Origin of the sequence: Mycobacterium sp. 3-98, from assembly GCF_035918355.1 — a bacterium.
Taxonomy (GTDB): domain Bacteria; phylum Actinomycetota; class Actinomycetes; order Mycobacteriales; family Mycobacteriaceae; genus Mycobacterium; species Mycobacterium intracellulare.
In genome coordinates, this window is sequence record NZ_CP142360.1 from 66,919 (window position 1) to 92,055 (window position 25,137).

Below are 25,137 nucleotides of genomic sequence, written 5' to 3' on the forward strand. Positions count from 1 at the left end.
ATCCCTGATTGGTCCCCCCTGCGAGACCACCTGCAGGAAGAATGACAGGTCGGCTTCGAAAATTCCGGTGAAATTCAGGTACGCGACCGTTCCTTCGCCCTGCGGCACCTGACAATTTCGCACCCTCGGGCGGGCCTACGCAAACCGACGCTCGACAACGCGGCGCGAAATCGCGCGTCGTCCGGTGGCTAAACCCGCGGCCACCGGGACAGCGCCTCGGCGCCGTCGGGCGGCTCCCCCACGTTCTCTACCAGGCGCGATAGCCTGCGGCGGCCGCTGATGCGCAGCGCCGGCCGGCCGCCGCGGGTGCCGATCAGCGTGGGCGCGATCCCGACGCGCATCAACGCCGACGCCAGCGGCGAGTGCGTGTCGGGCGCGTGGGGGTCCAGCGCCAGCAGGTAGTGCTCACCCTCGGGGTTGCCGGCCGCCAGCGTCCACGCCCGCAGCTCGCGCGGGCCGGGCAGCCAGCGCGGCGGCACGGTCTTGACCGCGCCGCGCGTCCATTCGGCCGCCAGCGTGCTCAACGACGGGTCCACCGCCGTCCGCACCAGCGGGGTGTCTTCGTCGGTCCGGCCGATCTCGGCGGCCAGACCGGCCTCGCGGATCATGTCCGCCAGCGCGGCGGCCCGCCAGGGCGCGTCCACGACCACCGAAAGCCGAGCGCCCTGGGCCTCCGCACCGCCGACGGTGACGATCTGCCCGGACGCCGCCAGCACCCCCGAAAGATCGGCGACCGCGGGCGGCACCGACTCCGCGGTAAAGAAGGAAAGCTGGCTCACGCCATCCGACAGTAGGCCCTCTCGCCCATCCGCGTCTTGAGGCAACCGGCGCGGCGGCGCCGTGCCGAAAGAACCGATAGAACCGATAGAAAAAGGAAACCCCCCGGCTGGGCCCGCTGGGCGGGGCTGCACGGGGGGTGTCCGTTAGGTCTGCTCTTCCCTACAGGGAGCGGACTCCGGTGGCCTGGGGGCCCTTCGGGCTGTGGCCGATTTCGAACTCGACCTTCTGGTTCTCTTCGAGGGTGCGGAAGCCCGAACCCTGGATCTCCGTGTAGTGGACAAACACATCCGCGGAGCCGTCTTCGGGGGCAATGAACCCGAAGCCCTTCTCCGCGTTGAACCACTTCACAGTTCCCTGTGGCATCTCTCGATCTTTCCTTTTCTTCTGGGTGCGGGGCATCGCCTTTCGATGCCCCGGGCCTGGTACGACCGCCATACCTCGCTGAGTCGCCGGAACTTCACCCGACCGATTAACCTCGCAGGAACCGCGGCCGCAACGTCGATCCTGCGAAAGTTTGACACGAACACAGAAGCTGCGACCGCAATTAGTCAACCATGTTCATCGCGTCGGCGACAGACTTGTGTGTTTGCCCGATTCGAACAGCGATTCCGAGCGGGGTGAGATGGCGAGCTTCGGCAGTGAGCTGCTTGCCGCCGCGCTCGCCGGAACCGCGACGGACGAACGGCCGCTGCGCCACGTCGCCGAATTGCCACCGCGCAGTGGCCGGCCGCACGATTGGCCGGCGTGGGCCGAGCCCGACGTGGTCAAGGCGTTCGCCGACCGCGGGATCGCCGCGCCCTGGTCGCATCAGTTCGCGGCCGCGGAGTTGGCCTACGCGGGCCGCCACGTGGTGGTGAGCACCGGCACCGCCTCGGGCAAGTCGCTGGCCTATCAGCTTCCCGTCCTCAACGCGCTGGCGACCGATCCGCGGGCCCGGGTGCTCTACCTGTCGCCGACCAAGGCGCTTGGGCATGACCAGCTGCGGGCAGCGCACGCCCTGACCGCGGCGATTCCGCGGCTGCATGAACCCGGTTTTGCGGTGGCGCCCACCGCCTACGACGGCGACAGTCCCGCCGAGGTGCGCCGCTTCGCGCGGGAGCGCTCCCGCTGGTTGTTCTCCAACCCCGACATGATCCACTTGTCGATCCTGCGCAACCACGCCCGCTGGGCGGTGCTGTTGCGGGGTCTTCGCTTCGTGGTTGTCGACGAATGTCATTACTACCGTGGGGTGTTCGGCTCCAATGTGGCGATGGTGCTGCGCCGCTTGTTGCGGTTGTGCGCCCGCTATTCGAGCGCGCCGACGGTGATCTTCGCCAGCGCGACAACGGATTCCCCGAGTGCGACGGCCACCGAGCTCATCGGGCTGCCGGTGCAGGAGGTCACCAAAGACGGTTCACCCCAGGGGGCGCGGACCGTGGCCCTGTGGGAACCCGCGCTGCGGACCGACCTGGTCGGCGAGAACGGTGCACCGGTGCGCCGCTCGGCGGGCGCGGAGGCGGCGCGCGTCATGGCCGACCTGATCGCCGAGGGAGCGCAGACCCTGACCTTCGTGCGGTCGCGCCGCGCCGCGGAATTGACCGCGCTGGGCGCCCAGGCGCGGCTGGACGACATCGCCCCCGAGCTGTCCCGGACGGTGGCGTCGTATCGGGCCGGGTATCTCGCCGAGGACCGCACCGCGCTGGAGCGCGCCCTGGCCGAGGGCCGGTTGCGCGGGCTGGCCACCACCAATGCGCTGGAGTTGGGCGTCGACATCGCCGGGCTGGACGCGGTGGTGCTCGCCGGTTTTCCGGGCACCGTCGCCTCGTTCTGGCAGCAGGCCGGCCGCTCCGGGCGGCGCGGCCAGGGCGCGCTGGTGGTGTTGATCGCCCGGGACGATCCGCTGGACACGTATCTGGTGCACAATCCGGCCGCGCTGCTGGACAAGCCGGTCGAGCGGGTCGTCATCGACCCGACGAACCCGTACATCCTGGGGCCGCAACTGCTCTGCGCGGCAACCGAACTGCCGCTGGACGAGCCGGAGGTGCGCGAACTCGGCGCCACCGACGTCGCTGACGGCCTGGTCGATGACGGGCTGCTGCGGCGGCGAAGCGGAAAGTACTTTCCGGCGCCCGGCCTGGAACCGCATGCCGCGGTGGACATCCGGGGCTCAACGGGCGGGCAGATCGTCATCATCGAGGCCGACACCGGGCGGCTGTTGGGCAGCACCGACGTCGGCCGGGCACCGGCTTCGGTGCACCCGGGCGCGGTGTACCTGCATCAGGGCGAGAGCTACGTGGTGGACTCGCTGGACACCGAGGAAGGGATCGCCTTCGTCCACGCCGAGGACCCCGGTTATGCGACGTTCGCGCGGGAGATCACCGACATCGTCGTCACCGGCACCGGTGAGCGTCTGGCCTTCGGGCCGGTCACGCTCGGGCTGGTCCCGGTCCGGGTCACCCACCGGGTGGTCGGCTACCTGCGCCGCCTGCTCTCCGGGGAGGTGATCGACTTCATCGAGTTGGACATGCCGGAGCACACCTTGGCCACCACCTCCGTGATGTACACCATCACCGAGGATGCGTTGCTGCGCAAGGGTATTGACGGCACGCGGATTCCCGGGTCATTGCATGCGGCCGAGCATGCCGCCATCGGGCTGCTGCCGTTGGTCGCCAGCTGCGACCGCGGCGACATCGGCGGCTTGTCCACCGCGGTGGGACCGGGTCCCGACGGGCTGCCCAGCGTCTTCGTCTACGACGGGTATCCGGGCGGCGCGGGATTCGCCGAACGGGGCTTCCGCCGGGCCCGCACGTGGCTCGCCGCGACGGCCGCCGCCATCGAGGCGTGCGAATGCCCCCGCGGGTGCCCGTCGTGCGTGCAGTCCCCCAAGTGCGGCAACGGCAACGACCCGCTCGACAAGGCCGGCGCGGTGCAGGTGCTGCGGCTGGTACTCGCGGAGCTGCCCCGGGAGTCACGCTGAGCACAGCGGCGAGGTCGCCCGCCGGTTCACCCGCTCCCACGGATCCGTCCCGTCGCCGTAAACTCAGCCGCATGGCCCACGACTGGTTGCTCGTGGAGACACTCGGGGGTGATCCCACCGTCGTGGCGCAGGGGCGCCAACTGAAGAATCTCGTCCCGATCACCACCTTCCTGCGCCGCAGCCCCTATCTCGCCGCGGTGCGAACGGCGATCGCCGAATCGGTCCAGACCGGACAGGCCCTGACCAGCATCACGCCCAAGCGCGATCGCATCATTCGCACCGAACCCGTGGTGATGTCCGACGGGCTCATCCACGGCGTGCACGTGTGGACCGGGCCGTCGGACATCGACCCACCCGAGCGTCCGATTCCGGGGCCGCTGAAGTGGGACCTGACCATGGGGGTGGCGACCGACACCCGCGAATCGCTGATCAATAGCGGCAAGAATCCCGAAGTCGAAGTCACCTTCGGCAGGGCTTTCGCCGAGGACCTTCCGTCCCGCGAACTCAACCCGAACGAAACCAAGGTGCTCGCCATGGCGGTCAAGGCCAAGCCCGACCAAACGCTATGCAGCACCTGGGATCTCACTGACTGGCGAGGCAAGGCCATCCGGATAGGTTTCGTCGCGCGCACGATCTTGGAGCCGGGGCCCGACGGCCGGGAGCACCTGGTGGCGCGGGCGATCAATTGGCAATCCGAACTCAAGGGCCCGGCGGTGTCGACCGATGATCTGGCCCAACGGATCCTCAGCGGCCTCGCCCAGGCCGGGGTGCACCGCGCGCTGATCGACCTCAACAACTGGACCCTGTTGAAATGGCTCGACGAGCCCTGCACGTTTTATGACTGGCGCAGCAGCGAGACCGGCAAACCGCGGGTCCATCCCGACGATCAGGACGTGATGTCCACCATGACAAGGGAATTCGGCGGGGGCCCCACCAGTCGGGTGTTGCGGTTGCCCGGCCACGACGCGGATTGGGTGCCCGTGCACGTCACCGTCAACCGGGTCGAACTGGAGCCGGATACATACGCGGGGCTGGTCTCCCTGCGATTGCCCACCGACGACGAGCTGGCGGCCGCGGGGCTGCCGCAGACGCCCTAGCCATTTCGCCCGCCGGCGGGCCCCGCCCGCGCGGTGGCACGTGCCGTACCGGCGACGACGACCGGCACCCGCGCCGTGATGACGACATCGAGACCGTCGACCACGCAGCCGATGTCGTCGACCCGCATCGCGCGGGCGACGGCCGCGGCCTGGATGCAGGCCGCGGCGGATCCCGACGTCAGCCGCGCCGCAGCGGCCAGGGCGGCCAGGTCGGCCACCGCCTGTGCGCGGTGACGCGCCACCACCGCCGAGCCCAGGTAGCCGGCGACGCCGGTCGCCCAGAGCAGCACCACGACCATCCAGGCGGCGACCACCGTGGCCGACCCCCGATCGTCATGGCCGCTCGGCCGCGGCGACCGCCTTCGCGCCAATATCCAAGGCGGGCAGGAACTTCGAATGCGCGGCGACGGTGGCGACCAGGAAGTCGCCGTCGCGGTGCAGGTCGACCCGGGCGCCGGCGGGAGCGAGCCGGACCGCGGCGGCCACCGCGGAGCGTTCGTCGCCGCGGGCGGCCAGCCGGGCGGCCTCGCGGGCGGCGTCGATGCAGCGCACCTGCATCGAGACAGCGCTGACACCGGCCAGGCACAGCACCAGCACGACGACGAGCGAGGCGATGCCCAGCGCCGCCTCAACGGTGCTCGCGCCGGCACTGCCGGCTACACCTTGGTGTTGAGCGCACGGCCGATGATGTTGGTCAGCGCCGACACGATGGAATCGCCGGTGACCACCGCGTACAGCACCGCGCCGAACGCCGCCGCCGCGATGGTGCCGATGGCGTACTCGACCGTCGACATGCCCGACTCGTCGGCCGCCAACACGGCCGCGCGCGCGGCGAATTCGCGAAACTTGTTGATCATCAAGGACTTCCTTTCGTTTCACAGCAGACCCGACTGCAGCACGTCACCGGCCAAGCCGGCCACCACCGGGACGATGCCCAGGCAGACGAATGCCGGCAAGAAGCACAGGCCCAGCGGCCCGGCGATGAGCACCCCCGCCCGCTCGGCGGCGGCCGTGGCCGCGTGTGCGGCGTCGTGGCGGGACTGGTCGGCCAACTCGGCGACGCCGTCGGCCAGCGCCGCGCCCGAGGACGCCGAACGCCGGGCCAACCGCAGCAGCGCGTCGATGTGCGTGTCGTCCGGCCGCGCGGAGTGGTCCGACGGAATCGCCCATGCCACAGCGGGATCGGCGCCCAGCGCCAGCAGGTCGGCGGCGCGGCGCAGGACGCGGGCCAGCTGCGGCGGGGCGGATGGCGCAGCGGCCGCCGCGGCGGCCGACACCGCCATCCCGGCCCGCAGGCACACGGCCAGCACGTCGAGGCAGGACGCGACCGCCAACGGATCCGGGCCATCGGCTCGCCGGGCCGTCGCGAGCGCCCGGCCGCCACGCGCCGGCATGCCGGCACGCCGGCGCGTCAGCGACGGACCGGGAGCCATCCACAGCGCCGCGGCCAGCAACATTGCCGCTACACCCACTCGCGCGTCTCCCCCTCACGCCACCCGATCGGCGATGCGGTCCGACCACAGCAGCCCGCCGCAGGCCAGCGTTGACCCGATCAGCAAGAGCCACCCGCCCACCTGCCCGCCCAGCAGGAAGGTCAGCGGGCGGGCCCCGACCAGTTGGCCGAGTAGCACGCCCAGCACCGGCAGGGCGGCCAGTATCGTCGCGGTCGCGCGCGCACCCGCCAGGCTCGACGCGACGCGCGCCGAGAACCGTTGCCGCTCAGCGATATCGCGCTGGGCCGCCCGCATCAGGGTCGCAACCCCCAACCCGTTGTCACTGGCCAGCCGCCAGCACAGCGCGAGCCGCTCCCACTGCGCGGGCAGTGCCGAGGAGCGCGACGCGGCGGCCAGCCCGGCGGCGACATCGGCTCCCAGCCGGGCCCGCGCCGCCACCGATCGCAGCGACGCCGCGACCGCGCCGGCGGTCTCGTCGGCGGCCACGCCGAACGCGCGCACCGGGTGGGAGCCGGCCCGCAGTTCACCGACGAGCACGTCGAGCGCGGTTTCCAGCGCGTGGCCCTCGCGGGTCGCACGCCGAATGCGGCGCCGACGGAGGTAACGCACGCTCACGGTCGCGCCCACGACCGCGCCGCACAGAACGGTCGTCGGCGGCAGCAGGGCCACGCCCGCGCAGCCGAGGCCCACGGCCACCCAGGCCACCCCGCGGAGCCCGCGCGAGGGGAGCCGCCACCTCGGTTGCGCCGTCGCCCGCAGCCGTCGCCGCGGCGAGGGCCGGCCGATGACCAGCGCGAGCGCCAACAGCAGCGCGCCGGCCTGCGGGCCGTTCACGCCGGCATCCGGCTTTGCAGGACGCGCCGCAGCTGGGGCGCGTCGTCCGTCATCCCCCGATCCGCGTGCCACACCGTGACCGCCCGGACCTGCCCCTGAACCGGTTGCAGCACGGCGATCTCGCCGAGTCGCCGCCGGCCGGTGCGATCGCGTTCGACATGCAGCAGCACCTGCACGGCCGCGGCGAGTTGGCTGTGCAGCGCCGCACGATCGAGGCCGCCGAGCGCGCCCAGCGCCTCCAGGCGGGCGGGAACCTCGCCGGGGCTGTTGGCGTGCACGGTGCCCGCGCCGCCCTCGTGCCCGGTGTTCAGCGCGGCCAGCAGGTCCACCACTTCGGCGCCCCTGACCTCGCCGACCACGATGCGGTCGGGCCGCATCCGGAGCGCCTGCCGGACCAGTTGGCGCACCGGGACTTCGCCGATGCCCTCGACGTTGGCGCACCGCGCGACGAGCTTCACCAGATGCGGGTGCCGCGGCGCCAATTCGGCGGCGTCCTCGACGCAGACGATCCGTTCGGCCGGCGGCACGGCGCCCAACATCGCGGCCAGCAAAGTCGTCTTGCCCGCGCCGGTTCCGCCGCTCACCAGAAACGCCAGCCGGGCGCCGATGATGTCGGCGACCAGCGCGGCGGCCACGGGGTCGATCGCGCCCGCGGCGGTCAGGGCCGCCAAGTCCTGGCTGGCCGGCCGCAGCACCCGCAGCGACAAACAGGTGCCCGCGGCGGCCACCGGCGGCAGCACCGCGTGTAGCCGCACCGCGAATCCCCCGGCCCCGATGCCGGACAGCTCGCCGTCGACCCAGGGCTGCGCGTCGTCCAGCCGCCGGCCGGCGGCCAGCGCCAGCCGCTGCGCCAAGCGCCGCACCGCGGGCTCGTCGGGGAAGCGAATCCCGGTGCGCCGCAAACCGTTGCCGTCGTCGACCCATACCGCGTCCGGTGCCGTCACCAAGACGTCGGTCGTGCCGTCCGCGCAGAGCAGCGGTTCGAGAATGCCCGCGCCGGTGAGTTCGGTCTGCAGCACGCGGAGATTGGCCAGCACCTCGGTGTCGCCGAGCATCCCGCCGGACTCGGCCCGGATCGCGGCGGCCACCACCGACGGACCCAGCGGGCCGGCTTCGCCGGCCAGCCGCTCGCGGACGCGTTCGATCAGCGAACCGCTCACGCCGCCCGCCCGTTCCGCGCCGCCCGCGCGGGCGGCAGCACCCCGAGCACCTCGCGGGCCGCCACCGCCAGCGCGGACCGACGCCGATACCGCAGGCCGCCGCGTTCGACCTGCTCGCCGAGTTGCGGCTGCGCCTTGATCGCCGCCAGCAGCGGCAGGCCCGCGATCTCGGCGATCTCGACCGCGCGCAGTCCGCCCGGCGACGGGCCCCGCACCACCAGGCCGACGTTGGGATTGGTGGCGGCCAGGACCGGCGCCATCGCCGTGGTCGCCGCGCACGCACGCACGTCACAGCGGCTGACGACCACGACCAGATCGGCGGCGCTCAGGGCGGCCTGGGTCGCGTCGGTGAAGCGGCGGGGCAGGTCGCAGATCACGGTGACCGCCCCGCGACGGCCGGCCTCGACGATGGCGTGCACCGGCCCGGCGTCCACCTCGTACCCGCGGCGCGTTCCGGACAGCACGCTGATGCCGCGGTGTCGCGGCAACGCATCGCGCACCGCCGACCAGGTGAGCCGCCCAGCCTGCAGGGCCAGGTCCGGCCAGCGCAAGCCCGGCGCATTTTCGCCGCCGAGCAACAATTCGATGCCGCCACCCCACGGGTCGAGGTCCACCAGCAGCGCGTCGGCGGCGGCCTGAGCAAGGGCGACCGCGAGCGACGAGGCGCCGACCCCGCCGCAGCCTCCGATGACGGCCACGGCGTGGCCGCGCGACCCGTCGTCGCGCGACGACTCGGCGGCTTCGGCGAACGCGCCAACCAGGTCGGCCGCTTGCCCGGGCAGTCGCAGCACGTGCTCGGCGCCGACGCCCACGGCGGCCGCCCACGTCGTCGACTCGGGCTCGCCCACCGTCAGCACGGTCACGTGATCGCGGCGCGGCAGCGCCCAGCGCTCGCACCGCGCGGCCGCCCGCGCGTCCAGCACGACGGCCGCCGCCGCCGTCCAGGTCTTGCGACTCACCGGCGCCGCGTCGCCGGCATGCACCAACCGCACCCCGGCCGCGGCCGCCACCCGCTCCACCTCGGCGCGCAGTTCGGGCTCCGCCAGCATCGCCAACACACCCGCGTGATGGGCGCCTTGTGCTCCGGAAGTGCCAGTCATCCGCCCACTGTGCAGCGCCCTAACCTGGCACACCAGTCCCAAACGCGGATTTGTGGATAGAGACGCGAGTGTGCACAAACCACGCGCGGCGGTGGTGCGCCAGCGACGACGGACGGATTCCCCGCAACGCGTCGAGGGCCGGCCCACGCGCCCGAAATCGGGGGGAAACCGCCCAAAAAGACCCGAGAAAAGGGACGACCCCCGCCAGGGGGGGAGGAGGCGAGGGTCGTCGTGCATCAGCCCCGGGGGGTCGGGCTGATACACCCTCGGCTCAGGCCGAGTAATGCTTACTATACACATGACAGTCCGCAATAACGCAATAGATCATTTACTGAAAAATGACCTTGAGCCGCGTAAACACGGCGTCACCCGACCCTCGCACGGCCCTGAGCGGCCATTTCCGGTGCGGGATCGCGGCCCGACGTCACCGCCGACCTATGCTGGGTCCGTGACCGTCTTCGACCCGGCTGCGGAGCAGTCAGCCGCGGGGCAATCAGCGGCAGGCACCACTACCCACGCCCGCACGGCGGCCTTCTTCGATCTGGACAAGACGATCATTGCGAAGTCCAGCACGCTGGCTTTCAGCAAACCGTTTTTCGCCCAGGGCCTGCTCAATCGCCGCGCCGTGCTCAAGTCCAGCTACGCCCAGTTCATCTACCTGCTCTCCGGTGCCGATCATGACCAGATGGATCGGATGCGGGCGCACATGACCAACATGTGCACCGGCTGGGACGTGGAACAGGTCAAGTCGATCGTCAACGAGACGCTGCACGACATCGTGACCCCGTTGGTGTTCGCCGAGGCCGCCGATCTGATCGCCGCCCACAAATTGTGCGGGCGCGACGTCGTGGTCGTGTCGGCCTCCGGCGAGGAGATCGTCGCGCCGATCGCCCGCGCCCTGGGCGCCACCCACGCGATGGCGACCCGCATGGTCGTCGAGGACGGCCGGTACACCGGCGAGATCGCGTTCTACTGCTACGGCGAGGGCAAGGTCCAAGCGATCCGCGAGCTGGCCGCTCGCGAGGGCTATCCGTTGGAACACTGCTACGCCTACTCCGACTCGATCACCGACCTGCCGATGCTCGAGTCGGTCGGCCACCCCAGCGTCGTCAATCCCGACCGCGGGTTGCGCAGGGAAGCCCTCGAGCGCGGTTGGCCGGTCATGTCGTTCTCCCGCCCGGTGTCCTTGCGCGACCGCATCCCGGCCCCGTCGGGCGCGGCGATCGCCACCACCGCCGCGGTGGGCATCAGCGCGCTGGCCGCCGGCGCGGTCACCTATTCGCTGCTGCGCCGCTACGCGTTCTGAGCCGGCGGCGGCAGCAAACGCGTTACACGCGCAATACAAAACGTATTCGGCGCCATTTCGCGAATTGGCTCTTGCTGTGCTAGGGGTCTAGTAGTACAAAGGAACCACGGAAGCCCGGTGAGGCCTAGGTCGATCCGGAAGAGAAGGTTCGATCTCCCGACCCGGGCGCCCAGCACGGTGCCCGGCACCCACGCGGAGTCATAGCCGCGAAAATGGCAGAAGTGTTGCGGGCCTGCGTAATTGCGAAGAGCGGAAGCGTCGACGGCCCTTTGGGTGGGGCTGCAGCCAGAAGCGTCGCGAGATCGCCGAGGCCAACCCACGCAGCCCAGAAATGCACGCTTGGTAACCGAGTCCCGTGCTAGCGGGCGGCGGACCGATCATTCGGAACGTCGCCCGCTCTACACGTTTCCGGGCCCGATTTCCCCGCGTTCGGGCTACTGCGCCAGCTACCGATTCGACATCGAGTCGGCGATCGCCAGAGCCTCTTTCGCCCCGGCTTGCATCGCCCGGCAGCACAGCACCAGCCACGTGCCCACGCCCTCGCGCGTGCCCTCGGCGAAACCCTGTGCCGCGTCGCGATACGCCGCGGGTTGGCGCATCCAGCTGACCTCGGGCACGCCCAACCCGTGCGGGTCGAGCCCGCTGGCGATGGTCACCAACCTCGACACCGCGCGCGCGACCACGCCGTCGGAACTGCCGAATGGCTTCAGCGTCAACAACTCACCGTGCGCGACCGCGGCGATCACCGGGGCCGGCGCCTGGGTGCGGCCGTTCACCAGCTCCGCCAACAACTCCAGCCGCGGACCCACGCCGGAATCGCCGCGCGGGCGACCCAGATGCTCGGCGTCGACCTGGTCGGCCGCGGCCAGCATGTGTAGGCGGGCAAGCGCCTGCAGGGGTGCTCGCCGCCAGATGCCGACGACGGGGCCTTCGCCGCCCTCGAGCGCCTGCGCCACCCGAAGCGCGCCCGCGAACACCGGATCGCTGACCTTGCCGGCGTCGGCGAGGTCCTCGAGCCGGATGGGACCACCGTCGAGGACCGACGACGCGCGGGCCGCCCGCAGCGCGGCCTCGGCGGCGGTCACGGGCCAGCCGCGCAAGTTGGCCCGGTGGCGATGGGCGCGCCCCAGCGCCTCGCGGGCGCGGTCGCTTGCCTCGGCGACGCCGGGCAGTTCCATCAGGGGCGCCAGAGGATCAGCCGTCACAGCTTGACAACCTATCTCCGCCGGATTCACCGCGCGTGCGGGATGGCATCCAACAGCTGCCGCGTGTACTCGTGGCCGGGGCGAGTGAACAGTTCCTCGGTGGGCGCCTGCTCCACCACGCGGCCCGCGCGCATGACCAAGACGTCGTCCGCGATCTGCCGGATCACCGCGAGGTCATGGCTGATGAACAGGTAGGCCAGGCCCAGTTCGGTCTGCAGGTCGGCCAGCAGATCGAGGATCTGCGCCTGGACCAGGACGTCGAGGGCTGAGACCGCCTCGTCGCAGACCAGCACCGCGGGACGCAACGCCAGCGCTCGAGCGATCGCCACGCGCTGGCGTTGACCGCCGGACAGTTCGCGGGGCAGGCGTTCCAACACCGACGACGGCAGCGCCACCTGGTCGACCAGGCGGTGCACCGCTTGTGCGCGCTGCCTGCGGTCGCCGACCCGATGAATCCGCAACGGCTCCTCGATGGCGCGAAACACCGAATACATGGGATCCAGGCTGCTGTAAGGGTTTTGAAACACCGGCTGCACCCGCCGGCGGAAAGCCAGCTGCGCGTCCCGGGGCATCGCGTCGTCGATCCGGGTGCCGTCGAACACCACCGTGCCCGCCGTGGGCGCCAGGAGGCCGAGCACCATCCGCGCCAGGGTGGACTTACCCGACCCCGACTCCCCGGCGATCGCCAGTGTGCTTCCCCGCCGCAGCCGAAACGACACCGCGTCGACCGCGCGAGATTCGCTGCGCCGCCACGGAACACCGCGGGGCTCGCGGTAGATCTTGGTCAACCCGGAGGCGACGAGGATGTCGTCGGCCGCGTCGTCCGGCCGCACCGCTGCGGGACGCGACCGCGCGCCACCCCGGACCGTCAGCGCCGGCGCGGCGGCGACCAGCCGCCGCGTGTATTCGTGTTGCGGGCTCCGCAAGATCGCCCGTGCCGCACCGGATTCCACGACGGTCCCCCGGTGGACGACGACGACGGACTCGGCGCGCTCGGCGGCCAGCGCCAGATCGTGCGTGATGAGCAGCAGCGCGGTGCCCAGTTCGGCGGTGAGCCGCTGCACGTGATCGAGCACCTGCCGCTGCACCGTGACATCCAGCGCGGAGGTCGGCTCGTCGGCGATCAACAACCGCGGCCGGCCCGCCAACCCGATCGCGATCAGCGCACGCTGGCACATGCCGCCGGACAGCTGATGCGGGTAGCGCCCGGCTTGTTTCGCCGGGTCCGGCATCCCCGCCGCGGCGAGCAGTTCCACCGCGCGCTGCCGGGTGCGCGAGTCGGACGTGTTGGCCCGCAACGCTTCCCTGATCTGAAAGCCGACCTTCCACACCGGGTTCAGGTTGGTCATCGGGTCCTGCGGAATGTAGCCGATCTGCCGGCCCCGGATCGCACGCATCGCTCGGCGGTCGGCGGCCGAGATGTCGACGCCGTCGAACACGATGCGCCCGCCGGTGATTCGCCCGCCGGGGGGAAGGAGTCCGAGGATCGCGGCGGCGGTGGTGGATTTCCCCGATCCCGATTCGCCCACGACGGCGACGGTCTGCCCCGGCAACACCGACAGGTCCAGGCCGCGCACCGCGGTCTGGACGCCGAAACTGACGTCCAGGCCGTCCACCGACAACAGTGGCGAGGCGTCCGCGCTCATGCCCGCCACGCCCTCGACGCCGGATCCAGCGCATCGCGCAGCGCGTCGCCCATCATCATGAAGGCCAGCACGGTCATGGCCAGGGCGCCGGCGGGATAGAACAGGATGGGTGAGCCGGCCCGCAGCCGCGTCTGGGCGAGATTGATGTCGCCGCCCCACGACACCACCGACGTCGGCAATCCCACACCGAGGTACGACAACGTGGCCTCGGTGACGATGAACAGGCCGAGGGCGATGGTGGCCACCGCGATGACCGGTCCCAAGGCGTTGGGCAGCGCGTGCCGCAGGAGGATCTGAAACCTGCTCATCCCCAACGCTTTAGCGGCGAGCACGTAGTCGCTGGCGCGCACCGCGAGCACCGCACCACGCGCGATCCTGGCCACCTGCGGCCACCCGAACAACGCGAGGATCGCGATCACCGTCCAGACGGTGCGATGGTGCAGGACCTGCATGAGGACGATGGCGGCCAGCAGCAACGGCAGCCCGAAGAACACGTCGGTGACGCGGGAGACCACCGCGTCGATCCAGCCGCCGTAGAAGCCGGCCAGCGCGCCCAGCGCACCGCCCACGACGAACACGATCGCGGCGGCCCCCAGGCCCACCGTGACCGAGGCGCGCGCGCCGTACACGGTGCGGGCGTACACGTCGTGGCCCTGCAAGTCGGTGCCGAACCAGTGCGCGCGCGACGCGGGCAGCAGGCTCTGACCGGGGTCGGCGTAGGTCGGGTCGACGGTGGTGAACAGCGCCGGAAACATCGCGACGGCGACGATGAACGCGATCAGCAGGGCCGCACCGATGAACTTCGGGCGCCGGTGCAGCCGCCGCCAGGTGTCGCGCCAGAATCCGCCCCGTGCGGGGATCCGCTCAGCCATAACGGATCCGGGGATCCAGCGCGGCGTACAGCAGGTCGACCATCAGATTGGTGAGCAGGTAGATCAGCACCAGGACGGTCACGATCGAGACCACGGTGGGAGCCTCTTGCCGGGTGACGGCTTGATAGAGCACACCGCCGATCCCGTGAATGTTGAAGATGCCTTCGGTCACGATGGCCCCGCCCATCAGCGCACCCAGGTCCGCTCCCAGAAACGTCACCACCGGGATGAGCGAGTTGCGCAGGATGTGCACCGTCACGACGCGGGGTCGCGACAATCCCTTGGCGGTGGCGGTGCGCACGTAGTCGGCGTGCGCGTTGGCGGCCACCGCCGACCGGGTCAGCCGCACCACGTAGGCGAAAGACACCGAGCCGAGCACGATTCCGGGTAACAGGAGGCGGGTGAAGGTGGCTCTTTGCCCCACGGTCACCGGGGCGATGCCCAGCCGGACCCCGAACACGAACTGCGCCAGGAATCCCAGCACGAAGATGGGGATCGCGATGATGACCAGGCCGGTGATCAACACCGTGGAATCGAAGAGGCCACCCGCGCGCAGGCCCGCGATCAGCCCGAATCCGATGCCCAGCACCGCCTCGACCGCGAGCGCGATCAACGACAACCGCAGGGTGACCGGAAACGCATGTGCGAGAACGTCGCTGACAGGTAGCCCGGAATAGGCGCGGCCCAGGTCGCCATGCAGAACGCCGCCGAGGTAGCGCAGATACTGCACGATGAACGGGTCGTCGAGGTGATAGCGGGCCCGCAGTTGCGCGGCGACCGCCGGCGTCAGCGGGCGATCGCCGGCGATCGCGGCCAACGGGTCGCCGGGCAGCAGGAAGACCATGCCGTAGATCAGCAACGTGGCGCCCAGGAACACGGGCACCATGACGGCGATCCGGCGCGCGATATACCAACCCATCTCAAGCCTTCACGATGTTCTCGTAGTCGGGCAGCCCGTTCCAGGTGACCGTGACGTTGCTGACCTCAGCCGACCATCCGAGGACACTGATGTAGTTCCACAGCGGAACAACGGGCATGTCGTGGAACAGGATTCGCTGGGCGTCGTTGGCCAGCCTGGTGGCCTGCGCAATGTCGGCCGCGGCTTCGGCGGTCGCCAGCGCGGCGTCGAACTCCCGGCTGGAGTAGCCGACGTCGTTGGATCCCGCGCCGGTGGCGAAAAGGGGCGCGAGGAATTCGATCATCGACGGGTAGTCCCCCTGCCATCCGGCGCGGAAGGCGGTGGCGATGCTGCGGTTGGTGATCTGGGTGCGAAAGCCCGCGAAGGTGGGCTGCGGCGCTCCGGCCGCGTCGATGCCCAGCACGTTCTTGATGCTGTTGGCCACCGCGTCCACCCAGTCCTGGTGTCCCGCATCGGCGTTGTAGGCGATCGCGTAGCGTCCGCTCCACGCCGAGATCGCATCGGCTTGCGCCCAGAGCTGCCGCGCTCGCCCGGGATTGAAGTCCAACGCGTCGTTACCGGCGATGTTCGGGTCGAAACCCGGGAGCGATCGGGCGGTGAAATCGCGTGCGGGACTGCGGGTGTCGACGAAGATCTGCCGCGAGATCTGCGCCCGGTTGATGGCGGCCGATAGCGCCAGACGGCGTAGCCGTCCTTCCTCACCGCCGAAGTGTGGTAGCCGCAACGGGGTGTCCAGGCTCAGGTTTATCGCGGCCGGACCGCTGGTGACCTTGTCGCCGAGGTCGCGCTTGTAGACCGGAAGGGCGCTGGGCGGGATGGTGTCCAGCACGTCGAGGTTGCCCGACAGCAGGTCGGCGTAGGCGGTGTCCAGGTTGGCGTAGAACTCGAACCTCAAGCCCTTGTTGTGTGGTCGGCGGTTGCCGCGATATCCGGGGTTGGGCCGCAAGTCGATTCGGACGTTGTGCTCCCACGCCGGCCCGTCGGGGCCCTCGGCGAGCTGGTACGGCCCGTTGCCGATCGGGTGCTGCCCGAACGCGCTCATGTCCCGAAAGGCGGCTCGCGGCAGCGGATAGAAGGCGCTGTGTCCCAACCGCATCCTGAAGTCGATGGTCGGCGCCTTGAGCCGGACGGTGAACTCCAGGTCGTTGATCACCCGCAGCCCGGACATCGTGGTGGCGGTCGGCGTGCCGTCGCCGGTGAGGCCGGCGACCGCGTCGAATCCGTCGATCGGGCTGAAGAAGCTTTGCTGCAGTTGGCCATTGGTGCTCAGCGCCCCATAGTTCCAGGCGTCGACGAACGAATGGGCCGTCACCGGCGATCCGTCGGTGAACGTCCAGCCGGGTTTGAGGACGACGCGGTAGTTGACGTTGTCGGTGGTGTCGATCGACTGGGCGACCTCGGGCGACGGATGGCCGGTGGCATCGTAGGACATCAGCCCGGCGAAGAGCCGGTCGAGGATTCGCCCGCCTTGGCTGTCATTGGTGCCGGTGGGGATCAGCGGGTTGGGCGGTTCGCCGCCGTTGACCACCACCAGATCCGGGCTCAGCACACCGCCGCCGCATCCGGCCAGCGAAGCAACCACGAGCATCGCGGCGACGACCGGGGCCAGCAAGGCCGGCGGGGTCCGCATCGCACGCATGACACCCGACCCTAGGGCCTGAAGTCGCGCGGGCGGTGAAGTGCCGTGGCCGCGTCTACGACCTAGAATCCTCGGGTGGTCGTCGCGTACCTGGCCCTCGACGAATCCCCCGCCGTGCTGGTCGGCCGGCTGATGTTCTTGCTCGGGCTTCCGGCGACGGGGTTGACGCTTCTCATCATCGGACTTGGGCGGCGCTCCCGCGCCCGTCGGCAGACCCCGCCGCTCCCGCCGCCCTATCACCCCGGCTATCCCTATCCGCCGCCCCCGCCCGGATATCCGGGCCCGTACCCGACCCCGCCGCCGTATCCGGGCTACCCGCCACGGCCGGCGGCGGGGAAGTCGGGCACCGCGCTGATCGCCGTCGGCGCCGTCCTGCTGGCGCTGAGCGGCCTGGCCATTCTGGGGAAAATCGCCCGGTTCGCGTCGCACGACGACCGGCGGGGATCGCACACCATCGGCCAGGCATCAACGTCGGGCTCGGCCGCGGTGCCCAAGGTCGGCCAGTGCTTCTCGGAGTTCGAGGTGCGCATGGGTTCGTTGAAGTCACCGTCTGACTGCGCCAACCCCGTTGCGACGTTCGAGCTCGCCGCCGACGAGGGACCGACGGCGACCTGCCCGGACGGCAAGCGCGATGGCTCCGTCTATTCACGCCTCACCAACAACGCCCACACGTTGTGTTTCATCGCCAACCTCATCGAAGGGCACTGTTACCTGCAGACGGATCCCACCACGACGGCCACCTGGACGCCGGCCGACTGTGACAACCCGCGCTTAGCCACGTTCAAGGTTTTCAAGCGCATCGACGGCAGCGTGGACGAAACCCAGTGCCCTGCAGGGACTGAGGCGAATTCCTACCCCAGCCCCGCGCGGGTCTACTGCCTGGCCAGGGCCGGCTGAGTCGCTCAGACCGCGGTGACGGGATGCACCTGCAACTCGCAGGCCTCGATGGTGGCCGACACCGTCACGACGTTGGTGGTGCCGGGCGGATTGACGAGCAGGTCCGTGTAGGTGGGGCACGGCTTTCCCTCGCCGTCGACGGCGATGCCCTCGACGATCGCCTGGCCCTGGGTCGAGATGGACAGGATGACGGCGGGCGCGACGTTGACGCCGGCCGGCAGGCCGCCCAGATATCCGCGCGGGGTGGGCCGGGCGTGCACCAATGGACCGCCGGCGCCGGAGTCGACCCCGGCGTATCCGGCGATGGTGCAGGGCTCCGCGCCGCCGGCGAGGGTGAAGATCAGGGTCACCGCGCGGTGCCCCACCGCACCCTCCGTCGGGGAGGCGGATACGGCGATCTGGTCCGACCAGCACGGTGTCGGCGCGTCGACGGTGTCGGCCGGCATGGCCGATGCGGGCCACCCCAGCACTGTGGCGGCGGCGTAAGTCGTTGCGGCCGCGGCAAAGCTGGGGGCTAGTCGGCGGATGCTCCGCCCATGACCCGGCACACGGTGATTATCCGCCCCGAGGGCACCCTTTGACCCCGGATTCGGCCGCGCAATTCCCGCTCGCACAGCTACGCCGCAGACGGCCGGGCCGCACACCGCTAGCCCCGATTGCCCGGCTCCTCACTCGCGCCATGCGGCGCTCGCCGACGCCGGGCTAGGCCCGATTGCCCGGCTCCTCACTCGCGCCATGCGGCGCTCGCCGTCGCCGGGCTAGGCCCGATTGCCCGGCTCCTCACTCGCGCCATGCGGCGCTCGCCGTCGCCGGGCTAGGCTCGCCACCGAACGGCGCAGCCTCGACACAGGAGAGAAGCCAGTGACCGCCACCAACTCTGCGGGCCCCTCGTCGTATCCCCCGTCGGCGCGATTCGCCGAACAAGCCAACGCGGGCGAGGAGCTGTACCGCGACGCCGAGCGGGACCGGCTGGCCTTTTGGGCCGAGCAGGCCAACCGGTTGTCCTGGGCGACGCCGTTCACCGAAGTGCTGGACTGGTCTGACGCGCCGTTCGCCAAATGGTTCGGCGACGGCAAGCTCAACGTCGCATACAACTGCGTGGACCGCCACGTGGAGGCCGGCCACGGGGATCGGGTCGCAATCCATTGGGAGGGCGAGCCCGTCGGTGACCACCGCAGCCTGACCTACTCGCAGCTGCAAACCGAGGTCTGCAAGGCCGCCAACGCGCTGACCGATCTCGGCCTGGTGGCCGGTGACCGCGTCGCCATCTACCTGCCGCTGATCCCGGAGGCCGTGATCGCGATGCTGGCCTGCGCGCGCCTCGGCATCATGCACAGCGTCGTGTTCGCCGGCTTCACCGCCAAAGCGCTGCAGGCCCGCATCGCCGACGCCGACGCCAAGCTGCTGATCACCAGCGACGGGCAGTTCCGCCGCGGCAAGCCCGCGCCCCTCAAGGACGCCGCCGACGAGGCGGTCTCGGACCCGGACAGCCCCATCGAGCACGTTGTTGTGGTGCGGCGCACCGGAATTGACGTGTCCTGGAACGACGACCGCGATCTGTGGTGGCACGACGTCGTCGACGCAGCCTCCCCCGAACACACCCCGCAACCGTTCGACGCCGAACAACCGTTGTTCCTGCTGTACACCTCGGGAACCACCGGCAAGCCCAAGGGCATCGTGCACACCAGCGGCGGCTACCTGACCCACGCCGCCTACACGCACTACTACGTCTTCGACATCAAGGCCGACAGCGACGTGTTCTGGTGCACCGCCGACATCGGCTGGGTCACCGGACACACCTACGGCGTCTACGGCCCGCTGGCCAACGGCGTCACCGAGGTTCTCTACGAAGGCACACCCGACAGCCCGTCGCAGCACCGGCATTTCGAGATCATCGAAAAGTACGGCGTGACAATCTATTACACCGCGCCCACGCTGATCCGCACGTTCATGAAGTGGGGCCGTGAGGTTCCCGACGCGCACGACCTGACCAGCTTGCGGCTGCTGGGGTCGGTCGGCGAGCCGATCAACCCCGAAGCATGGCGCTGGTACCGCAAGGTGATCGGCGCCGACAGCCTTCCGATCGTCGACACCTGGTGGCAGACCGAGACCGGCGCCACGATGATCTCCCCGTTGCCCGGAATCGCTGCGGCCAAACCGGGTTCGGCGATGCGGCCGCTGCCGGGTGTCTCGGCGAAGATCGTCGACGACCACGGCGAGGAGCTGCCCCCACCGGGCGAGGACAAGGGCGAGCACGTCACCGGCTACCTGGTGCTGGACCAGCCGTGGCCGTCGATGCTGCGCGGCATTTGGGGAGATCCGCAACGTTATGTCGAGACCTACTGGTCCCGATTCGCCGAGCAAGGCTGGTATTTCGCCGGTGACAGCGCCTATTACGACACCGACGGCGACATCTGGGTGGTCGGCCGCATCGACGACGTGATGAATGTGTCGGGGCATCGGCTCTCCACGGCCGAGGTGGAGTCGGCGCTGGTCGGCCACGCCGCGGTGGCCGAGGCGGCGGTGGTCGGCGCGACCGACGAGACGACCGGCCAGGCCATCTGCGCGTTCGTCGTCTTGTGCGCGGATTTCGAAGTGCATGACGGGATCGTCGACGACCTGCGCGTCGAGGTGGCCCGGGAGATCTCCCCCATCGCACGCCCGCGCGAGGTGCACGTGGTGCCCGAGCTACCCAAGACCCGCAGCGGCAAGATCATGCGCAGGCTGTTGCGGGACATCGCCGAAAACCGCGAATTGGGCGACACGTCAACGCTGCTCGATCCCGGCGTGTTCGACGCGATCAGGGCGGCGAAATAGCCGGTGACGATCAGGCCGGCAGCGGGCTGAACCCCGCACCGGGGCGGTGCTTGGCGTTGATGTCGCCCAGGATCGCGTTGAAGGACTGGACCACCGCCGGGGTGTGCAACGGGATGTACTTGACGATGCACGTCGGCAGGTTGTCGCTGAACGCGCCGTGGATCATCCCGACCAGTTCGTTGTTGACGGTCACCGGCGCGCCGGAATCGCCGGGCTGGCCGCAGACCTGCATCACGATGGTGCCCGGCGTCTGGCCCGCCCCCCAGGTGACGCCGCACGAATTGCCGGTGGTGCGCCCCTGTTTGCAGGCGATCTCACCGAAGGCCGGGTCCGGACCGATGCCGCTGATCAAAAAGCCGTTGAAGTTCGCCACCGGGGTCACCTTGGCCGGATCGAACTTGATCACCGCGTAGTCGAGGTTGTCGTTGCCGGCGACCATGGTGCCCAAGACGCCCGCGTTTTCCGCGCCCTCGGCGGCGACCTGAGCGCCCGGACCCCCGCAGTGCGCGGAGGTGAAACCGATGAGCTCACCCGCGGCGTCCCCGCCGATGGTGGTCAGCGTGCACATGGTGTCGCCGTTGACAACAATGCCCGCGCCGCCCCCCAGCGGGATCCTGACATCAGCGGCGGCGGCGTGGGCATGCGAACCGAGCACGGCCACCAGCAGGGAAACCATCGCCACCAAGAAGCACCGGTGCGCCCTCCGCACAGCCTCACTCCCATCGGTCGGCCGGACATCGCGACCGGCGTGGACGAGTGTAATCGGCCGGGCAGCCAGGTTCGCTCCTGCCGCGCGTCTGTGCGGACCGCGTTCTGGCCGAACCCAACTGGCCACCGGGCGGTCACGGGGTTCGGCTGGCCTCGTCTGCCTTCTCCTGTCCAGGCGCCACATGGCAACATAAACCGCGACGACAGCGAGCCTGGCGACGACGAAAGAGGACGGTCTGTGAGCAAAGCCGATGGCAAGAACGGCGTGCCCAGCACGCTGACCACGATCCCGTTGACCGACCCGCACGCCAAGCCCGCCGAGTCGTCGATCGGCGACCTGATCAAGGACGCGACGACCCAGGTCTCCACGCTGGTGCGCGCCGAAGTCGAACTGGCCCGCGCCGAAATTACCCGCGACGTCAAAAAGGGCCTCACCGGTAGCGTCTTCTTCATCGCCGCGCTGGTGGTGCTGTTTTACTCCACCTTCTTTTTCTTCTTCTTCGTCGCCGAACTGCTCGACACCTGGCTGTGGCGCTGGGTGGCGTACCTGATCGTCTTCGGGATCATGGTGGTGGTCGGCGCCGTGCTGGCCCTGCTGGGCTTCCTCAAGGTCCGCCGGATTCGGGGGCCGCGCGAGACGATCGAATCGGTCAAGGAGACCCGCACCGCGCTCACCCCGGGGCATGACAAGCAACTCACCGGGAGCCACGGCAGGCACGCGAAGCGCGACGCCGCCGCCGATCCCTCGGGTGGGTAGATGCCGCCGCCCGATCCGTCGGTAACCCGCATCGACGGGCCGTGGCGCCACCTGGATGTGCACGCCAACGGCATCCGCTTTCACGTCGTCGAGGCCGTTAGCGCCCGCGACGCCGGTGGACTGCCGCCGACGGCGCGGCCGTTGGTGATGCTGTTGCACGGATTCGGCTCGTTCTGGTGGTCCTGGCGTCATCAGCTGCGCGGCCTGACCGGCGCCCGCGTGGTCGCCGTCGACCTGCGCGGCTACGGCGGCAGCGACAAGCCGCCCCGTGGCTACGACGGGTGGACGCTGGCCGGGGACACGGCCGGGCTCATCCGGGCGCTGGGGCACTCCTCGGCGACGTTGGTCGGCCACGCCGACGGCGGGTTGGCCTGCTGGGCCACCGCGCTGCTGCATTCGCGGCTGGTGTCGGCCATCGCGCTGATCAGCTCGCCGCACCCGGCGGCATTGCGGCGCTCCACGCTGACGCGGCGCGACCAGGGTTATGCGCTGTTGCAGACCCTGCTCCCCTACCAGGTGCCGTTGTGGCCCGAGCGCCTGCTGACCCGCGACGACGCGGCCGAGATCGAACGGCTGGTCCGAAGCCGCAGCTGCGCGAAATGGCTTGCATCCGAGGACTTTTCCGAGACCATCGGCCACCTGCGGACGGTGATACAGATCCCGGGCGCCGCGCACTGCGCGCTGGAATACCAGCGCTGGGCGGCGCGCAGCCAGCTGCGCGACGAAGGCAGGCGGTTCATGAAATCGATGTGCCAGCGGCTCAGTGTGCCGCTGTTGCACCTACGCGGTGAGGCGGATCCCTATGTGCTGGCCGACCCGGTCGATCGGACGCGACGTTACGCGCCGCAGGGGCGCTATGTATCCATCGCGGGCGCAGGGCATTTCAGCCACGAAGAGGCCCCCGAGGAAGTCAACAGGCACCTGATGAGGTTCCTCGAACAGGTGCACGGCTCCCGGGCGGGCCTCAACTGACGCAGGACCCGGTGCCCACCGTCTGGGTGTCACCGATTTTGGCGAGCTGACCGGCCACCTCGTCGGCGGTCAGCACAAAGCCGGTGTCGGGGTCGTCGACGGCCGCGCCGAACACCACCCCGAGCACGTGGCCGTCGAGGTCGATCAACGGTCCGCCCGAATTGCCTTGCTCCACACCGGCTCTGATCGTGTAGACGTCGCGGGTGACCGGCGCCGGGTCCCGGTAGATGTCGGGCCCGCTCAACTTGATCAGCTCCCGGATCCTGGCCGGGGTCGCGGTGAAGTTGCCCCCGCCCGGATACCCCAGCACGACGACGCTGGCACCCGTCTTCGCCTCGGTCTGCGCGAACGGCAACGGTGGCGGCGGCAGGTTGGGAACCGCCAGGATCGCGACGTCGACCGACGGATCGTAGGACACCACGGTAGCGTCGAGGGGATTGCCGCTGGCGTAGATCTGAACGCTGTTGGAGCCGGCCACCACGTGCGCATTGGTCATCACCCGGTCGGGCGCGATCACGAATCCGCTGCCCTCCAACACCTTCTGGCAGCTGGGGGCCAGGCTGCGCACCTTGACCACGCTCGGAGCGGTGGCCTGCACCACCGGGTTGCGGGCCAGCTCGGGGTCGGGCGAGGCGACCGGAATGACCGGAGTGCGGCTGAACGGCTCCAACACCGCCGGCAACCCGGAGGTGTTCAGCAGCGCGGACAGCCGCTTGGGCACCGTCTTGAGCCACGGCGGCGCTACCTCGTTGACCTGAGCCAACACTCGCGAACCCCGGACCGCTGCGGCCAGCTCGGGCTGGTCCTTCGACTGGGTCAGCGGCGTCGCCAACAGCCACGCGGCCGTCAGCACCACGACGAGCTGCACCCCAACCCCGATCACCGAGTCGAGGGTTCGGATCGAGCGGCTGCGGATCGCGCCCCGGACGGCGCGTCCCAACACCACGCCGGCGACCTCGCCGATGACGACGAGCGCGAGGATCAAGAACAGTGCCGCAAACAATTTGGCGCGCGGCGCGGCGATGTGGCTGACAAGGTGGGGCGCCAGCAACACCCCCGCGATGGCACCGAGCAACACCCCCACGAACGACAGCAGCGACCCCAACGCCCCGGACCGCCAGCCCGAGACCGCCGCGATGAAGGCGACCGCCAGCACTGCGATATCCAGCCACTGCGACGGGGTCATCGAATTCATGTTCATCGGCGGGGTTCACCCCGGTCACCGACCAGCGCCATCGCCGCGTCCAACTCCCGCTCGTCGGTGGTGTCCCATGGCTGCGCCCAGCCGGCGACGTCGAGCAGTGCGGAGATCACCTGGCCAGTGAATCCCCAGACCAGCATCTCGTTCAGCAGAAACGCCGGGCCGGCCCACCGGCGGCCGAGGTCGCCGCGGTACACCATCAACCGGTTTTCCGGATTGATGAAGGCGCGCACCGGAACTCGCGCGACGATCGCCGTCTCGGCCTCGTTGACGACGGCCACCGAACCGGGGTCCGGCGAGTACGCCAACACCGGCACGACGTGAAACTGCGAGGGCGCGATGAACATCCGCTCCATGGTGGCCAGGGGATGAAGCCTGCTGACGTCGATTCCGGTTTCCTCGTGGGCCTCGCGCAGGGCGGTGGCCACGGGGCCGTCGTCGGTGGGATCGGCGGCGCCGCCGGGGAATGCCGCCTGGCCGGCGTGGTGGCGCAAGGTCGACGCCCGCACGGTGACAAGCAGGTCGGCGTCGTCGGGCGGCCCGCCACCGGGCGGGCCGGATTGCGGGCCGGAGAACAACACCAGGACCGCGGCGTCGCGGGCGGCTCCGCGCAGGGTGGTGACCGCCGACGCGGCCTTGGTGGTGATCATCGCCAGCACGTCGGCCGGCAGGCGGCGCCGGGCCGCGTCCGGGACGTCGTCGACGTGGTCGACCAGCGGACGCAGCCAGGACGGGCAGGCGTCAGGTGTCAGCGGAACGGTCCCGCGCGCGGGGGCGGGGTCCCCATTCCGCAGGGGCGAACCCCCAGCACTCACGG

Annotated in this window: 25 protein-coding genes; 7 read left to right on the top strand and 18 right to left on the bottom strand. The window is 70.2% G+C overall.

Annotated features, from left to right (window positions below; translation table 11 throughout):
- Positions 1 to 188: 188 nt before the first annotated feature.
- Positions 189 to 779, bottom strand: coding sequence for a hypothetical protein (locus QGN30_RS00350; protein ID WP_008263431.1), 591 nt, complete (start codon positions 777 to 779; stop codon positions 189 to 191).
- Between the two features lie 160 nt (positions 780 to 939).
- Positions 940 to 1,143 (bottom strand): cold shock protein CspA, encoded by a 204-nt coding sequence (gene cspA, locus QGN30_RS00355; RefSeq protein WP_007772268.1) that lies wholly within the window; start codon positions 1,141 to 1,143, stop codon positions 940 to 942.
- Positions 1,144 to 1,402: 259 nt separating this feature from the next.
- Between cspA and QGN30_RS00360 the strand changes: the two genes are divergently transcribed.
- Both QGN30_RS00360 and QGN30_RS00365 read left to right on the top strand, forming a co-directional pair.
- Positions 1,403 to 3,736, top strand: coding sequence for a DEAD/DEAH box helicase (locus QGN30_RS00360; protein WP_009955938.1), 2,334 nt, complete (start codon positions 1,403 to 1,405; stop codon positions 3,734 to 3,736).
- A 71-nt stretch (positions 3,737 to 3,807) separates the two neighbouring features.
- Positions 3,808 to 4,833: a PAS domain-containing protein gene (locus QGN30_RS00365; RefSeq protein ID WP_014378958.1), complete on the top strand. Its 1,026-nt coding sequence runs from the start codon at positions 3,808 to 3,810 to the stop codon at positions 4,831 to 4,833.
- Here QGN30_RS00365 and QGN30_RS00370 read toward each other — a convergent pair.
- The 7 genes from QGN30_RS00370 to ssd are packed head-to-tail and all read right to left on the bottom strand — an operon-like array spanning position 4,830 to position 9,330.
- The gene (locus QGN30_RS00370; RefSeq protein WP_008263421.1) at positions 4,830 to 5,147 is read right to left on the bottom strand and encodes an Rv3654c family TadE-like protein; all 318 of its coding nucleotides are present in this window, start codon (positions 5,145 to 5,147) and stop codon (positions 4,830 to 4,832) included. The genes QGN30_RS00365 and QGN30_RS00370 overlap by 4 nt on opposite strands.
- 19 nt (positions 5,148 to 5,166) lie before the next feature.
- Positions 5,167 to 5,454: a TadE family type IV pilus minor pilin gene (locus QGN30_RS00375; protein ID WP_108724398.1), complete on the bottom strand. Its 288-nt coding sequence runs from the start codon at positions 5,452 to 5,454 to the stop codon at positions 5,167 to 5,169.
- Positions 5,455 to 5,489: 35 nt separating this feature from the next.
- Positions 5,490 to 5,690: a DUF4244 domain-containing protein gene (locus tag QGN30_RS00380; RefSeq protein ID WP_014378956.1), complete on the bottom strand. Its 201-nt coding sequence runs from the start codon at positions 5,688 to 5,690 to the stop codon at positions 5,490 to 5,492.
- A gap of 18 nt (positions 5,691 to 5,708) precedes the next feature.
- The gene (locus tag QGN30_RS00385; RefSeq protein ID WP_193375531.1) at positions 5,709 to 6,305 is read right to left on the bottom strand and encodes a type II secretion system F family protein; all 597 of its coding nucleotides are present in this window, start codon (positions 6,303 to 6,305) and stop codon (positions 5,709 to 5,711) included.
- A 15-nt stretch (positions 6,306 to 6,320) separates the two neighbouring features.
- Entirely contained in the window at positions 6,321 to 7,121 is an 801-nt protein-coding gene (locus QGN30_RS00390) for a type II secretion system F family protein (RefSeq protein WP_095762789.1), read from the bottom strand.
- Positions 7,118 to 8,281 (bottom strand): TadA family conjugal transfer-associated ATPase, encoded by a 1,164-nt coding sequence (locus QGN30_RS00395; RefSeq protein ID WP_095762788.1) that lies wholly within the window; start codon positions 8,279 to 8,281, stop codon positions 7,118 to 7,120. The genes QGN30_RS00390 and QGN30_RS00395 overlap by 4 nt, the downstream gene beginning before the upstream one ends.
- Positions 8,278 to 9,330: a septum site-determining protein Ssd gene (ssd, locus tag QGN30_RS00400; protein WP_095762838.1), complete on the bottom strand. Its 1,053-nt coding sequence runs from the start codon at positions 9,328 to 9,330 to the stop codon at positions 8,278 to 8,280. The genes QGN30_RS00395 and ssd overlap by 4 nt, the downstream gene beginning before the upstream one ends.
- Positions 9,331 to 9,829: 499 nt before the next feature.
- On the opposite strand from ssd, the gene QGN30_RS00405 reads away from it, so the two are divergent.
- A complete protein-coding gene (locus QGN30_RS00405) occupies positions 9,830 to 10,687 on the top strand; it encodes an HAD-IB family hydrolase (RefSeq protein ID WP_008263396.1) in 858 nt (285 codons plus the stop codon).
- A 446-nt stretch (positions 10,688 to 11,133) separates the two neighbouring features.
- Here QGN30_RS00405 and QGN30_RS00410 read toward each other — a convergent pair whose 3' ends face one another.
- From QGN30_RS00410 to QGN30_RS00430, 5 genes are read right to left on the bottom strand one after another with little or no spacing between them, the layout of a single operon-like run.
- Positions 11,134 to 11,892 (bottom strand): hypothetical protein, encoded by a 759-nt coding sequence (locus QGN30_RS00410; RefSeq protein ID WP_009954815.1) that lies wholly within the window; start codon positions 11,890 to 11,892, stop codon positions 11,134 to 11,136.
- Positions 11,893 to 11,918: 26 nt separating this feature from the next.
- Positions 11,919 to 13,538, bottom strand: a complete 1,620-nt coding sequence (locus tag QGN30_RS00415) for a dipeptide ABC transporter ATP-binding protein (protein WP_248923353.1) — start codon at positions 13,536 to 13,538, stop codon at positions 11,919 to 11,921.
- Entirely contained in the window at positions 13,535 to 14,410 is an 876-nt protein-coding gene (locus QGN30_RS00420) for an ABC transporter permease (protein ID WP_009954813.1), read from the bottom strand. Before QGN30_RS00420 ends, QGN30_RS00415 begins: the two co-directional genes overlap by 4 nt.
- Positions 14,403 to 15,329 (bottom strand): ABC transporter permease, encoded by a 927-nt coding sequence (locus QGN30_RS00425; protein ID WP_009954812.1) that lies wholly within the window; start codon positions 15,327 to 15,329, stop codon positions 14,403 to 14,405. Before QGN30_RS00425 ends, QGN30_RS00420 begins: the two co-directional genes overlap by 8 nt.
- 1 nt (position 15,330) lies before the next feature.
- Positions 15,331 to 16,959, bottom strand: coding sequence for a peptide ABC transporter substrate-binding protein (locus QGN30_RS00430; RefSeq protein ID WP_179293399.1), 1,629 nt, complete (start codon positions 16,957 to 16,959; stop codon positions 15,331 to 15,333).
- Between the two features lie 84 nt (positions 16,960 to 17,043).
- Here QGN30_RS00430 and QGN30_RS00435 point away from each other — a divergent pair, with 84 nt between their 5' ends.
- Positions 17,044 to 17,865: an LppU/SCO3897 family protein gene (locus QGN30_RS00435; RefSeq protein ID WP_009954807.1), complete on the top strand. Its 822-nt coding sequence runs from the start codon at positions 17,044 to 17,046 to the stop codon at positions 17,863 to 17,865.
- A gap of 5 nt (positions 17,866 to 17,870) precedes the next feature.
- Here the strand turns inward: QGN30_RS00435 and QGN30_RS00440 are convergent, their stop codons facing one another.
- Positions 17,871 to 18,413 (bottom strand): DUF4232 domain-containing protein, encoded by a 543-nt coding sequence (locus QGN30_RS00440; RefSeq protein WP_170320642.1) that lies wholly within the window; start codon positions 18,411 to 18,413, stop codon positions 17,871 to 17,873.
- Positions 18,414 to 18,726: 313 nt separating this feature from the next.
- Between QGN30_RS00440 and acs the strand changes: the two genes are divergently transcribed.
- A complete protein-coding gene (acs, locus tag QGN30_RS00445) occupies positions 18,727 to 20,682 on the top strand; it encodes an acetate--CoA ligase (RefSeq protein WP_248923352.1) in 1,956 nt (651 codons plus the stop codon).
- A 10-nt stretch (positions 20,683 to 20,692) separates the two neighbouring features.
- On the opposite strand, the gene QGN30_RS00450 is transcribed toward acs, so the two are convergent.
- Positions 20,693 to 21,391, bottom strand: coding sequence for a peptidase (locus QGN30_RS00450; RefSeq protein ID WP_020188338.1), 699 nt, complete (start codon positions 21,389 to 21,391; stop codon positions 20,693 to 20,695).
- Between the two features lie 237 nt (positions 21,392 to 21,628).
- On the opposite strand from QGN30_RS00450, the gene QGN30_RS00455 reads away from it, so the two are divergent.
- Positions 21,629 to 22,147, top strand: a complete 519-nt coding sequence (locus QGN30_RS00455; protein WP_009954800.1) for a phage holin family protein — start codon at positions 21,629 to 21,631, stop codon at positions 22,145 to 22,147.
- Positions 22,148 to 23,119: an alpha/beta fold hydrolase gene (locus QGN30_RS00460; protein ID WP_248923351.1), complete on the top strand. Its 972-nt coding sequence runs from the start codon at positions 22,148 to 22,150 to the stop codon at positions 23,117 to 23,119. It begins immediately after the preceding gene.
- Here QGN30_RS00460 and marP read toward each other — a convergent pair.
- Positions 23,112 to 24,305 carry an acid resistance serine protease MarP gene (marP, locus tag QGN30_RS00465; protein WP_008263368.1) on the bottom strand — a complete coding sequence of 398 codons (1,194 nt, stop codon included), beginning with the start codon at positions 24,303 to 24,305 and terminating at the stop codon, positions 23,112 to 23,114. The two genes, QGN30_RS00460 and marP, sit on opposite strands and share 8 nt — an antisense overlap.
- Positions 24,306 to 24,316: 11 nt before the next feature.
- Positions 24,317 to 25,135 (bottom strand): NUDIX hydrolase, encoded by an 819-nt coding sequence (locus QGN30_RS00470; protein WP_065501261.1) that lies wholly within the window; start codon positions 25,133 to 25,135, stop codon positions 24,317 to 24,319.
- Positions 25,136 to 25,137 lie beyond the last annotated feature (2 nt).

Coding starts and splice junctions, on each gene's coding strand:
- cspA (WP_007772268.1), bottom strand. CDS start 1,143: ATGCCACAGGGAACTGTGAAGTGGTTCAACGCGGAGAAGGGCTTCGGG.
- QGN30_RS00360 (WP_009955938.1), top strand. CDS start 1,403: ATGGCGAGCTTCGGCAGTGAGCTGCTTGCCGCCGCGCTCGCCGGAACC.
- QGN30_RS00365 (WP_014378958.1), top strand. CDS start 3,808: ATGGCCCACGACTGGTTGCTCGTGGAGACACTCGGGGGTGATCCCACC.
- QGN30_RS00380 (WP_014378956.1), bottom strand. CDS start 5,690: ATGATCAACAAGTTTCGCGAATTCGCCGCGCGCGCGGCCGTGTTGGCG.
- ssd (WP_095762838.1), bottom strand. CDS start 9,330: ATGCTGGCGGAGCCCGAACTGCGCGCCGAGGTGGAGCGGGTGGCGGCC.
- QGN30_RS00415 (WP_248923353.1), bottom strand. CDS start 13,538: ATGAGCGCGGACGCCTCGCCACTGTTGTCGGTGGACGGCCTGGACGTC.
- QGN30_RS00420 (WP_009954813.1), bottom strand. CDS start 14,410: ATGGCTGAGCGGATCCCCGCACGGGGCGGATTCTGGCGCGACACCTGG.
- QGN30_RS00425 (WP_009954812.1), bottom strand. CDS start 15,329: ATGGGTTGGTATATCGCGCGCCGGATCGCCGTCATGGTGCCCGTGTTC.
- QGN30_RS00430 (WP_179293399.1), bottom strand. CDS start 16,959: ATGCGGACCCCGCCGGCCTTGCTGGCCCCGGTCGTCGCCGCGATGCTC.
- QGN30_RS00460 (WP_248923351.1), top strand. CDS start 22,148: ATGCCGCCGCCCGATCCGTCGGTAACCCGCATCGACGGGCCGTGGCGC.
- marP (WP_008263368.1), bottom strand. CDS start 24,305: ATGACCCCGTCGCAGTGGCTGGATATCGCAGTGCTGGCGGTCGCCTTC.